Source organism: Erythrobacter sp. R86502, assembly GCF_042466465.1.
Taxonomy (GTDB): domain Bacteria; phylum Pseudomonadota; class Alphaproteobacteria; order Sphingomonadales; family Sphingomonadaceae; genus Erythrobacter.
In genome coordinates, this window is the sequence record NZ_JAXHCJ010000001.1 from 2,270,095 (window position 1) to 2,282,833 (window position 12,739).

Below are 12,739 nucleotides of genomic sequence, written 5' to 3' on the forward strand. Positions count from 1 at the left end.
ATGATGAATGCGGGAAAGCCGTCTTGCAGTAACGGCCGATGTTATTAGGCTCCGGGGTAACAAGCGAAAACGCTTGATGCCTGGGAGAGAAACTTTATGACGAATCTGACGTCGCTTCGTGCGATTGCGCTATTTGGTGCCGGGATGGCGCTGTTGCCTGCGTCTGCCATGGCGCAAGAAGTCACCGACGATACTTCCGCAGCAGAAGCGCCGCCCGTCGACGAAAGAAACGTCATCATCGTGACCACTCAGGGTCGTCGTCAGGCCCTCGCCGATGTTCCGGTGGCAATTTCGGCCATTGATTCGCAAACGCTGCTCAACAGCGGCGCGAATGACATTCGCCAGTTGAACCAGGTGGCCCCTTCCCTGCTCGTGTCTTCGACCGGCAGCGAAGCCAATGGTTCGGCCCGTATTCGCGGCATCGGCACGGTAGGTGACAACCCCGGTCTTGAAAGCTCGGTGCCGGTGTTCATCGACGGCGTGTATCGTTCGCGATCGGGGATCGGCCTTAACGAATTGGGCGAAATCGACCGGATCGAAGTGCAGCGCGGGCCGCAGGGCACGCTGGGCGGCCGCAACTCGTCCGCGGGCCTTATCAGCATCTATTCCAAGGAACCCGAATTCGATTTCGGCGCGACCGGCGAAGTGACTTACGGAAACTATGACTTCCTGCGACTGGGCGGCAGCATCACTGGCCCGATCACGGATAACATCGCGGCCCGCGTCGACGGGATCTTTGTTAAGCGCGACGGCTTCTATTTCGATCCCGCCAACAACACCGATGTGAATGACCGCGATCGCTATTTCGTGCGCGGGCAGTTGCTGTTTGAACCGACCGACAGCCTTTCAGTGCGCTTGATCGGCGACTACACCTACCGCGATGAAAAGTGCTGCGCGGCCACCTATGTCGATGGCAGTGTCAATCCGTTCATCGGCGGGCTCAACAATCCCTCGACCCCGATCACGCCGCTGAGCCAGAACGGCAACAACATTATCAACGTGTTGCGCGATCTGGGGCAGGATCTGGGCGCCTTCAGTCAGGGCTATGGCCGCACCATTTCGACCACGCCCGGTCGCAGCTTCGCTGGCGAAACCAAGGATTACGGGATTTCAGGCCAGATCGACTGGGATCTGGGCGGCGTCAATCTGACATCGATCACCGCTTATCGCGAATACCGGTCGAGCCAGGGGTCGGACACCGATTACGGCACGGTCGACATTCTTTATCGTGCACCCAGCGATGATGCCTATCGCCAGTTCCACACCTTTACGCAGGAACTGCGTCTGCAGGGTGAAGCCTTCGGCGGATCGCTGGACTGGCTGGTTGGCGGCTTCTTCTCGAATGAAAAACTGACGGTGCGTGACAACCTGCGCTTCGGCAACCAGTATGGCCGCTTTGCCAATTGCCGCATCATTTCGGGCGGCGGTCTTGCCGGGCTCTATTCGCCGAACAGCCCGTTGTGCGTGGCGCCTGGCGTTGGTCCGGCAACGTTGGCCGGGGCCACCGGCGCATCGGGTGCGGACATCGTCGCCGCCTTCACCGCGCTTGACGGTCTGAGCGATCTTGGCACAACCAACGACCGGTATTTCCAGGATGGCACCAACTGGGCGCTGTTCACGCACAACATCGTGCACATCACCGATCGCCTCGATCTGACGCTTGGCGTGCGTTACACCAACGACCGCAAGGAACTCGACGCGACCTTCGGAAACGACAACACGGTCTGCACCACCGTGCAGGGCCTGCTGCTTGATGATCTGACCACCAGCCCCAACGCTACCGCGCGCGCATTGGCAGGGTCTTTGATCGGCCTGAGCTGTCAGGGCAACTCCACCGCCGAACTCAACGGCGTGTCGATTTCCGATGAACGCACCGAGGACGAATGGACCGGCACTGCGATCCTGTCCTACAAGGCAACCGATGACCTGCTGCTGTATGCAAGCTTTGCGCGCGGCTACAAGGCGGGCGGTTTCAACCTCGATCGTTCGGCGCTGAAGTCTCCGATCTTCCCCTTTGGTGGACAGGCGGGCACGCAGGCGCTGGTTGGCAGGCTGCAGTTCGATCCCGAACTGGTCGACAGCTACGAACTGGGCGCGAAGTATGCGACCGGTCCTTTCAGCCTCAGCGCTTCGCTGTTCCGTTCGGAATTCAGCAATTTCCAGCTGAACACCTTTAACGGCACCGTGTTCCTGGTGCAAAACATCAATGGCTGCACCGGCGATCTGGTGGGCGGGCCCGATTCGGACACCGATACCAGCTCTGCCACCGGAAGCTGCGCACCGGGTGATGTGGGTTACGGGGTCACTACCGAAGGCGTCGAACTTGAAGCCCAGATGGTTCCGGCGGCCGATGTCCGCGTGGCGGCGGGTTTCACCTATGCCAGCACCAAGTATCGCAGCGATCTTGTGGGCAATGCCAGCGGCGCCCCGCTTGATGCTGCGCTGCGCAAGCTGCCCGGTGACAACCTGTCAAACGCCCCAGAAATCGTGGCGACGGGCAGTGTGACCTGGACCCCCGAAATCGGTTCGTCGGGCTTGTCGGGCCTCGTTTATATCGACGGTCGCATGACATCGGACATCAACACCGGGTCGGATCTGTTCCCGCAAAAGGGCCAAGATGGCTTCGCGCTGTTCAATGCCCGTGTCGGCGTGCGCGGTCCGGACGAAAAGTGGTCGATCGAATTCTGGGGCCAGAACATCTTCGACAAGGACTACGCGCAGGTTGCCTTCAACTCGCCCTTCCAGGCGGGTGCGACGTCAGCGCCCTTCGTCGATCCGCAGTTCCCCGGTGGTCGTCAGATCTTCTCGCAGTTCCTGGCCGAACCACGCACGTATGGCGTGACCGGCCGGTTCAACTTCTGAACCACAGCAGATCGCTAAAAATTCGAGGCGTCCCGGTAACGGGGCGCCTCGTTTCGTTTCAGCCTTATGCGCCCTGACGCTCGCCGAACAGAGCCGTGCCAACCCGTACATGCGTTGCGCCCAGCATGACTGCGGTTTCATAATCTCCGCTCATCCCCATGCTGAGCCCGGTCAGGCCGTTGTCCGCTGCCAGCTTGGCCAGATACGCGAAGAACGGTGCGGGTTCGGTGTCGGCGGGCGGAATGCACATCAGCCCGGCCAGCGGAACATCGGCGCTGCGCGCGGCCGCCAGAAACGCGGGCAGTTCCGCAATCGGGCAGCCGCCTTTCTGCGGCTCGTCCCCGATATTGACCTGCACAAAGCAGGGCACCCGGCGCCCCGTCTTGTCCATCGCCTTCGCCAGCGCGGAAAGCAGACTGGCGCGATCAAGCGAATGGATCACGTCGAACAACTCGACGGCTTCTTCAGCCTTGTTCGATTGCAACTGGCCGATCAGGTGCAGCGCAATATCCTGATGCCCTTCGCGCAGCGCCGGCCACTTGCCTTGCGCTTCCTGCACGCGGTTTTCCCCGAACACCCGCTGTCCGGCATCGATCAGCGGCTGGATAGCGGGCGCATCATGCGTCTTGCTAACCGCGATCAGGGTGACATCGGCGGTGTCACGGCGGGCAGGCTTGCAAACGCGGGCAATATTGGCGCAAATGGCGGCGAGGCGGGTGGCTGCATTTTCCATAGCCCGGCGCTATAGCGCCAGGATGGCGCAAGACCAGTCTGTCCCCTGCATCTGGCTTTTGTCGGATCGCCGCAATGATGCGGTGCTGGAAGATGCGATCCTGCGTCTGCCGCCCCGATCAGGCTTCGTGTTCCGCCATTATCATCTGGATGCCGAACTGCGCGCCAATCGCTTTGCACACATCCTCCCTCTGCTGCGCAGGGGCGGGCATTGGGCCATCATATCAGGCGATGCTGCAACGGCGCAGGCGTGGGGGGCGGATGGAATTTACGGGCAGCAAGCTGGCCTACCCCCCGCCCCGCTGCGCTGGATAGCCACTGCGCACAACGCAGCTGAACTGGATGATGCGAACACCGCAGGGGCGACCGCTGTGATGCTGTCGCCGGTGTTTCCCACGCGCTCCCACCCGGGCGGCGCAACGCTGGGGATGGCGCCCTTCCGCGCACTTGCTGCACGATCCGCGATCCCCGTGATCGCCTTGGGCGGCATGACCGCCGCACGGGCGCGCGAACTGGATTGGCCACGCTGGGCAGCGATCGACGGACTGACACAGCGCGGCGATCCGTCGCTCTGTCCTTGACCGGACTCGCCGGAAGATTCATGGTGTGTTCTACGCAGGAGATTCCCCATGGCCAGCCGCGCGGCTCTGACCACCAAACCCGGTCGCCAGACCGATGCCGAATGGCGCGCAGGTCTGCGCCGCAGCTTGCGCCGTCTTGCCCAGATGACCGGCGCTGCGGTGCTGTTCGGTGCGGCGGTGTTCCTCGCGCTCGCGCTGGCAAGCTACACCCAAACCGACCCCAGCCCCTCTACCGCGGCCGACCCTGACCAGATTGCCAACTGGATGGGGGCAAGCGGCGCGTGGGCGGCGGATCGGGTGCTGCTGATCTTCGGCCTTCCCGGTGTGCTGCTGCTGCCGTTGCTGTATGTGTCGGCGCGCAAACTTTGGCGCGATGTTGAAAACGGCGATGAACCGGAAACCACAGCCTGGTGGATGCCCGCAGCGCTGCTGCTGATCGCGATGACATTGATCGCTACGGTCCTAAGCCTCGCGTTTGACGGGCCCGGCGGCACCTTGCCTGCACAGGCGGGCGGTTTATCGGGCCTGCTGGGGGCGGGCGCAATACAGGCGATTGCGGCGCGCTTCGGCGAACAGGCGCAGGGCTGGGTGATTCTGGGCCTTGCCCTCGCCAGCCTTGCGGTCGGCGTGGCGCTGCTTACGCGGATTTTTGCGATAGATTGGCGCGTGCTGATGAGCCTGCCCGAATTTCTTGGCGGTGGGTCGCTGGCTGGCATGATGCGCCGTCTGCAACCCCCTGTCCGCGAAGCCGCGCTGCCGCTGGCGTTGGCCGGGGAAGACGAAGACGATAATCCCGCCCCGCGCCCGCGCCGTGCGGCCAAGGCGGAAACCCCGCCCACCCCGCTTAATGATCGCCCCCGCCGAGCGCCGGAAATCAGCGATCCGTCAGCACCGCCCAAACGCGCCGACGCCGCCAGAACCGCGCAGGTCGACATGTTCGCAGCGTTCAATCTGCCCAGCCTCGATCTGCTTGCCGAACCCCCTGTCGACAAGGCACCCAAGCTCGATAAGCTGGCACTGGAACGCAATGCCCGCCTGCTTGAAAACGTGCTCGATGATTTCAACGTGAAGGGCGAAATCACTGCTGTGCGCACCGGCCCGGTGGTGACGATGTACGAACTGGAGCCAGCGCCGGGCATCAAGGCCAGCCGGATCGTCGGGCTGGCGGAAGACATTGCCCGCAACATGAGCGCGATTTCCGCGCGCGTTTCGCCCATTCCGGGGCGCACCGTGATGGGGATCGAACTGCCCAATCAGGATCGCCAGGTAGTGATGCTGAAAGAATTGGCGGCCTGCGCCGATTTTGCCGATGCCAAGGGCAACCTGCCGATTATTCTGGGCAAGGATATTGCCGGCGAACCGATCATCGCCGATCTTGCCGCCATGCCGCACTTGCTGGTCGCAGGGACGACCGGCAGTGGTAAATCGGTGGGCCTCAATGTCATTCTGCTCAGCCTGCTGTACCGCTTTACGCCGACCGAACTACGCCTGATCCTGATCGATCCCAAGGTGCTGGAACTGAAGACCTACGACGATATTCCGCACCTTTTGTCCCCCGTGGTGACGGAGCCTGCCAAATCGGTGCGCGCCCTGAAGTGGGCGGTTGAGGAGATGGAGCGGCGGTATCGGATGATGAGCGCGATCAGCTCGCGCAACATCCATTCCTTCAACGAAAAGGTCAGCGCCGCAATTGCCAAGGGCAAGCCACTAGGCCGCCGCGTGCAAACCGGGTTCGATCCCGAAACCGGGGAACAATTGTTCGAGGAAGAGCAGCTCGATTACCAGCCGCTGCCGCAGATCGTGCTGATCGTTGACGAACTGGCCGACTTGATGGTGACGATCGGCAAGGAAATCGAAGTCCTGATCCAGCGCCTTTCGCAAAAGTCGCGCGCGGCGGGCATCCACCTTATCATGGCGACGCAGCGACCTTCGGTCGATGTCATCACTGGCGTCATCAAGGCCAACCTGCCGACCCGCATCAGCTTCAAGGTGACGAGCCGGATCGACAGCCGCACGATCCTGGGCGAACAGGGCGCCGAACAGCTGCTGGGCAAGGGCGATATGCTCTACAAGCCCAACACCGGCGCGATGGTGCGTGTCCACGGGCCCTTCGTTTCTGACGAGGAAGTCGAAGCCGTGGCCGATTTCTGGCGCGGGCAAGGCTCGCCCGAATATGTCGATGCCGTCACCGAAGAGCCTGAAGACGGCGGCGGTTTCGGGTTTGAAGACGACCTGACCGCTTCGGACAATCCCGACGAACGCAAGTACCGTCAGGCCTGCCAGGTGGTGATCGAAAACCAGAAGGCATCGGGTTCCTGGCTACAGCGGCAGATGGGTGTCGGCTACAACACAGCTGCCAAATGGATCGAACGGATGGAGGAAGACGGTCTCGTCGGGCCTGCCAACCATGTCGGCCGGCGCGAAATTTACCGCGATCGGGATGGCAACCCGCTGTAGGCCTAATCGCACACACGCCCTCCTGCCCATTTTTGTCATGAGAACAAGGACGTTTCATCCGGTCGCGGATCGCTGCGCCCAGTTTCTTTTCAAGGTTAGGATTTCCTAAACGCGCAGACGGTAGTTCCACGTAAGTCAACGGGGGCTATCGTGATGAACTGGTTACTTACAGGCATGCTTGCAGCAGTGCTCGGCATCGCCGTGTCTGCGCCTGTAGCAGCGCAGGACAGCGTCTGGACGCTGGAGCCCGATGCCCGCATCGAAGTGCAAGCTGTCAGCGCGCAAACCACCACCCGCGATGAAGATCTGATCATCGATGGCGAAGCTGTGTCCTTGCGCGGTCAGGTGGGCGCAGCGCTTGAGGGGCGCGGGATGCGGTTCCGGCTTGAAGCTGACCGGATAGAAGTTTTCCGGCTGGGCAACGGGCGCGCAGATATTGCGCGTGACCGCTTCACTGCAACCGCCGAAACCGATCTGGCCCAAGGCTGGCAATTGCAGGTGCAGGGCCGCCACTATGATGATTTTGTCACGGTCGAAGCCGCCGATACCGATGAATGGCAAGGATCGGCGCGGCTCACCTGGGAAGCGCGGCGGCAACACCGTATCCGGCTTCAGGGCACTTGGCGCGAGCGTGAATATGCCGGAAGCGCAGGCCCCGAAACCACCGGACAAGGGCCGCGCATCGATGCCCAGTATCGCCGCCGTTTCGGCGCTTATCACTATCTTGCTTTCGATCTTCGGGCTGAGGGCATCCGGTCGGACGATCCGCGCCGGGGCTATCAGCGCCAGTCCGCGGGCGTCGCCTACACCCGCCCCCTGACCCCGGACCTGCGCGTGCGCCCGGCGCTGGAAGTGATTCGCACCCGGTTTGACGGCCGCCTGACAGACGCAGGCGAACGCCGGCGCGACAGGTTGATCGTACCCGAAGTCGAACTGCTGTGGTGGAAGGACAAGTGGCGCGTAGAAGCGGAGGCCAAGTATATCGGTTTCCAGAGCAACGAAGCCCGGCGCGAACGCGAAGGTTACAGGCTCACCCTTTCGGTTGGTTATGCCTTCTAGGCTGCTGATACCCTTTCAACGGTTCTGGCGTAGAGCCACGCCGCAAATCCGCCGCCCGATCTATATCGGTGCGGTCGTGGGCCTGTGCCTTGCCGCGCTGGTCGGGGTCGGCCTCGCCAACACTGCTTCATTTTTTGCGTTGCCATCATCCTTTGAAGGGGTGGCCACGTCGCAGGCGATCTGGGGGCTCAAGCCCGATAACCTGCTGATGGTGCTGCCGCTGGGGGCGTTTCTGGTGGTGCTGGCGCGCAGCTTCATCGGTCTCAAGGCGTTCGGCCTGTTTACCCCGATGCTGATTGCGCTGGCGTTCTTGCAGATCGGGCCGGTGATGGGTCCGGTGGTGCTGGTTTCATCCGTGCTTACCGGGATGATCGTGACACCGACGCTGCTGAAACTGCGGATGACCCGCGTGGGCTTTCTTGGCGTGCTGATTTCGCTGATCGTTCTGGTGCTGGTCGCGCTGCAGATGATCCTTGATACCGAACTTCAGGTCGATGCCTTCCCGGTAATCGTCTGCGCGCTGTGTGTCGAACGGTGGTGGAAGCAATGGGCCAAGGACGGCGCCAAGCCGGCCGCGAAGATGGCGCTCAACACCTTCGTTCTGGCGGTGGTGATCGAATTCGTAATGGTCAGCAATTTTGCGCTGGCGCTGATCGAAACCTCGCCGCTGCTCATGCCCGGGGCAACGGGCATCGCGATCGCCATTCTGGGGCGTTACCGCGGGTTGCGCCTGACCGAGATCGGCCGCTTTGCGCCGATCTGGCTGGAACGGCGGCGCAAGGCGCGGGTGGCTGTGCTGCCTGAAGGTGTGACGCAGGACCGGCGGCAAAGGCAGCCCGATACGCGGCGCGTGCCCCCGCGGCCCTCTGTCGCACCCGTTCTGCCTGAACAAGTGCCACTGATGCCAGGCATGTGGGTGATCCGGTCGCCCGCCGATTTCGCCCACCAGGCGCGGCGGCATGCGTGCCGTGATGACCTGCCGGTGGTCCCCAACATGGCCGCGCAGTTCGCGCCGACGATTGATCCGGCCGCCGCCCTGGTGCCTGAATGGCAGCCGCCGCTGCACAATGCCTGGGTGATCCGCAAAGCCGAGGACGTCTGACATGTTCATGAAACTGCGCCCGAAATTCGCCCGTTCATCAAGGCGGCGATCAATCGATCCGTTTGACGAAATCCTGGGCATCAACATGCGCAATGCATTGATCGCCCGTTACAATCCGCGCCACGCCATTGAACGCGCGCGCGACAAGGTTTCGGCCAAAGTGGCGCTGGAAGCGGCAGGAATTGCCTGCACCGGCACCGTAGCGGTGATCGACGATCATCAGAAGCTCGCGCAGTTCAAACCCAGCCGCGACATGCCTGACGCCTGGGCGATCAAGCCCGCGCGCGGATCGCAGGGGGACGGCATTCTGCTGGCGGTGCGGCGCGAAGGGAATACCTGGTTCAAGGGGTCGGGCACGCCTTTGCCCGAGGACATGGTGATGCACCACATCCAGAAGGTCGTCGACGGGGGCTTTTCAGGCGATTCGGCGGCGGAGGATGCCGCGCTGATCGAGCCGCTGATCATTGCCGACCCGGCGCTGTCGCGCATCGTGCCTGAAGGCCTGCCGGATCTGCGGGTCATCAGCCTGCATCACACCCCGCTGATGGCGATGGTGCGGCTGCCGACCATCGAAAGCGATGGCAAAGCCAACCTGCACCAGCGCGCTATCGGCGCAGGGATCGACATGGAAACCGGCAGGATCACCCGTGCGGTGGTGAAAGGCACGCCGATCACGCACCATCCCGATACGGGAGTGAACCTGATCGGGTTTGAAATCCCTGGGTGGGCGAGGGTGCTGGAGCTCGCATCACGGTGCGGTCCTGCGGTGGGTCTGGGCTATTGCGGCGCGGACATCGTGCTGGATGTCAACGACGGCCCCCTCGTAATCGAGGTGAACGCGCATCCCGGCATCGAGATTCAGAACATCTGTCAGGCCGGGCTGAAGGCACGCATCGCCGCAACCGGCGAGGATTTCCGCTAAGGCGCGGGCGTTATTCGGCTTCCAGTTCGGCGCGGGTCAGCAGCGTCATGTTCTGCACCTTGCCCGCATTGGCTGCCATTGCAGCTGCGGGCATCGCCACCATCCCGATCCGCGCCAGCGGGCCATCCTTGTCCCAGCTTTTCACCCATTCCTTCATGTAATCCTCAAGGCCGGGAATGGCGCGCATGTGTGCCTTTTTCACATAGACATACAACGGACGCGCACCGGGGTAGGCGAAGCTGGAAATGTTGGCATAGGTCGGCTGCACACCTTCCATCGGCAGGCCCTGCACCCGATCGGCGTTTTCTTCGAGGAACGAAAACCCGAAGATGCCTACCGCACGCGGGTTGCCGACGATCTTCTGGACGATCAGATTGTCCTGTTCGCCCTGATCGACATAGGCGCCATCATCGCGCACTTCGGTGCAGATCTGCGTGTAACGGTCCTTGTCGCTGTCCTTCAGCGCGGTCATCGCAGGATCGGAGTTGCACCCGACTTCAAGGATCAGTTCCTTCAGCGCATCACGCGTGCCCGATGTGCTGGGCGGGCCATAGACAAGGATTGGATCGGCGGGCAGCGCCGGATCGACATCCTGCCAGGTGCGATTGGTCTGCGGCTTGCCATAGGGCCGCGCTGCAAGCGCTTCGTAGATTGTCTTGGGCGAAAGGTTCAGCATGATGCCTCCTTTGCCCGAAGCAAAGGCAATCCCGTCGAGGCCGACCTGAAGTTCGATCACTTCGTCCACCTTGTTGCCGGCGCAAACATCGAATTCGGATGGTTTCATCCGGCGCGAGGCATTGACCATGTCGGGTGTGTTGGGCCCCAGCCCTGAACAGAACAGCTGCACGCCGTTGCCTGTACCCGTCGATTCGATCAGCGGCGAACGCATGTCGGGATAGGACCGCGCAAACCGTTCGGCGACCAGCTTGGCAAAGGGGTAGACCGTTGAAGACCCGACAGCGTGAACCGATTGCTGGCTCGACCCGCCCGTGTCGCAGGCGGAAAGAATTGCGGTGCTCAGCAGCAGAACGATGCCGCCCTTCAACGAGGCGAGAAAACGGTTGGCCATGATTGTTCCTGAAGGGGTGCAAGATCAGCCCCCCGCAGGGCTGCAGCTAGGGCGTTTTCATGACAGGTCTGTGACGAAACGGCCGCAGCGCCTATCGCAACAGGCCGCCGCTGCCGTTTGAATGCAAGCGCATGAGAATTCACCATATTCCTCCAAAACGGAGATATTTGGCTTAACAGCATCGTAACGGCTTACATGGTAGCGGCACGGTATGACTGTTCTGCGTCTTGTGTTCCGGTACGGCTTGGCCGCTGCGCTTCTGGCGTTGCTGTCTGCGCAGCCTGCCGCCGCGCAGGAACAGGCGATTGCGGCGTTTGCCCCATCTTGCCATGTGGCAACCGACCTGAAAACCGATGCGCGCACCATGCAGGCGGCGCAGAACTGGATTTGCGACAACACGGAGTGGCGCGCCGATGTGCCCGCCGTGTGGCTGCGTTATGACGCTGCCGGCTGGCAGGGCAAACAGCTTCCGGCCTATTTTTTCACCCGCATCGCCCGCTTCACATCGATCGGCTTTCACGCAATCGATGCGGACGGCCAGATCCGCTCCACGCGGCTGACCGAAGCCGATGGCACGCCCTTTCCCGCAGGCCCGGTGTTTCAGCTTCCGTTGCCTCAAATCACTGCGGCCACCACGATGCTGCTGGTTCGGATCGAAGCGCCCCATTCGATCCCGCTGCTGACCGAGGCGCGAATCATCCACGATCCGGGCCGCGCCGAATGGTCGCAGGTCGACATGATGCTGCTGGCCTTCGTCGTCGGGATGCTGGTGTTGCCGCTGTTGTTCGACATCAGCTTCTTTCTGGTGCTGCGCGAACGTTTCGTGGTGCTGCACGCCGCGATGGTGAGCGCGATGATGGTCTACGTGATCACCGCCGGCGGGTTGTTGTCGGTGTTCTGGACCGCCCCGGTCGCCGTGATGGCGGTGATCGCCCCGCTGTCCTACGCCGTGGGCGCAGGCCTTTCCTCGCTGTTTCTGGTCTCCTTCCTTGAACGCGGCGCGCAATCGACGCTGATGCGCCGGCTGTCGATCGCGACAGGATTGTTCACCATGGCGGCGCCAGGCTTTTTCGCGTTGCAATTGGATGCGACCCAGCCGTTCGATGATCGCGCCTATTTCATCACTTTCCTGCCGTGTATCGTGGTGGTCAGCGCCGCCGTGATCGAAGCGGTGCTGCGCGGAAGCCGTTCGGCGCGGTATCTTTTGTTGGCATGGCTGCCGATCATCGCCGCATCGATCGAACGCCTGCTGCGCGGGTTTGGCTGGTATGTCGGCCCCTCCAGCTTGGATCAGTTCATTTATGTCGCGGTCGGCATCGAGGTTGTGGCGATCAGCCTTGCGATTGCCGACCGGTTCTTTGCGCTAAGGCGCGAACGCGATGCCGCGCGGACAGAGGCGCTGATGCTGGAACAGCTATCCACCTGCGATTCGTTGACCGGCCTGATGAACCGCCGCGCGATCGAGGCGCGCTTCAATGAATTGATCGCACAAGGTTTCAACACCTTCGCATTGGTCGATCTCGACCGATTCAAGGCGATCAATGATCTGCACGGGCATCAGGTGGGCGATGCGGCGCTGGTCGCCTGTGCCAGCGCCATGCGTGCAGGCGACGACCGCGATACGATTGCGGTTCGGCTGGGCGGCGAAGAGTTTGTCGTGCTGCTGCGGGGCCCCCGCTCGATCGAGCGGGCAGAGGCGCTGCGTCAGGCGATCCCGATGCGGATTGCCAAGGAAGTGCCCGGGCTGGAACTGCCTGTCACCGCCAGCATGGGCGTAATTGTGATAGCCGACGCCAACCGGCACACGATGGCGTTTTCGGAATTTTACGCCCGCGCCGATGCGCTGATGTATGAAGCCAAGGCCAGTGGGCGCAACCGCATGGCATACGAACGCCTGACCGTGTTCAATGCCGCGCCCGAACCGCGGCTGCATGGGCATGACCGCGCCGCATAAA

Annotated in this window: 9 protein-coding genes; 7 read left to right on the forward strand and 2 right to left on the reverse strand. The window is 62.2% G+C overall.

All coding sequences use genetic code 11. From position 1 onward, the window contains the following. Nucleotides 1-96 precede the first annotated feature (96 nt). Nucleotides 97-2,862 (forward strand): TonB-dependent receptor, encoded by a 2,766-nt coding sequence (locus tag SJY33_RS10905; protein ID WP_379922784.1) that lies wholly within the window; start codon nt 97-99, stop codon nt 2,860-2,862. Between the two features lie 64 nt (nt 2,863-2,926). Here SJY33_RS10905 and SJY33_RS10910 read toward each other — a convergent pair whose 3' ends face one another. After that, on the reverse strand, nt 2,927-3,595 hold the full coding sequence (locus tag SJY33_RS10910; RefSeq protein WP_379922785.1) for a YggS family pyridoxal phosphate-dependent enzyme: 669 nt from the start codon (nt 3,593-3,595) through the stop codon (nt 2,927-2,929). Between the two features lie 22 nt (nt 3,596-3,617). Here SJY33_RS10910 and SJY33_RS10915 point away from each other — a divergent pair, with 22 nt between their 5' ends. The 5 genes from SJY33_RS10915 (at nt 3,618) to SJY33_RS10935 (ending at nt 9,715) form a co-directional block, all read left to right on the forward strand. Continuing rightward, complete coding sequence (locus SJY33_RS10915; protein WP_379922786.1) at nt 3,618-4,175, forward strand: thiamine phosphate synthase; 558 nt, start codon at nt 3,618-3,620, stop codon at nt 4,173-4,175. Between the two features lie 48 nt (nt 4,176-4,223). After that, the gene (locus tag SJY33_RS10920; protein WP_379922787.1) at nt 4,224-6,632 is read left to right on the forward strand and encodes a DNA translocase FtsK 4TM domain-containing protein; all 2,409 of its coding nucleotides are present in this window, start codon (nt 4,224-4,226) and stop codon (nt 6,630-6,632) included. A 153-nt stretch (nt 6,633-6,785) separates the two neighbouring features. Beyond that, nucleotides 6,786-7,691 (forward strand): hypothetical protein, encoded by a 906-nt coding sequence (locus tag SJY33_RS10925; RefSeq protein ID WP_379922788.1) that lies wholly within the window; start codon nt 6,786-6,788, stop codon nt 7,689-7,691. Continuing rightward, a complete protein-coding gene (locus SJY33_RS10930) occupies nt 7,681-8,793 on the forward strand; it encodes a 7TM domain-containing protein (protein WP_379922789.1) in 1,113 nt (370 codons plus the stop codon). Before SJY33_RS10925 ends, SJY33_RS10930 begins: the two co-directional genes overlap by 11 nt. Before the next feature lies 1 nt (nt 8,794). Then, a complete protein-coding gene (locus SJY33_RS10935) occupies nt 8,795-9,715 on the forward strand; it encodes a sugar-transfer associated ATP-grasp domain-containing protein (protein ID WP_379922790.1) in 921 nt (306 codons plus the stop codon). Nucleotides 9,716-9,725: 10 nt separating this feature from the next. Here SJY33_RS10935 and SJY33_RS10940 read toward each other — a convergent pair whose 3' ends face one another. Next, on the reverse strand, nt 9,726-10,784 hold the full coding sequence (locus tag SJY33_RS10940; RefSeq protein ID WP_379922792.1) for a substrate-binding domain-containing protein: 1,059 nt from the start codon (nt 10,782-10,784) through the stop codon (nt 9,726-9,728). 211 nt (nt 10,785-10,995) lie between these two features. On the opposite strand from SJY33_RS10940, the gene SJY33_RS10945 reads away from it, so the two are divergent. Further along, nucleotides 10,996-12,738 carry a diguanylate cyclase gene (locus SJY33_RS10945; RefSeq protein ID WP_379922793.1) on the forward strand — a complete coding sequence of 581 codons (1,743 nt, stop codon included), beginning with the start codon at nt 10,996-10,998 and terminating at the stop codon, nt 12,736-12,738. Nucleotide 12,739 lies beyond the last annotated feature (1 nt).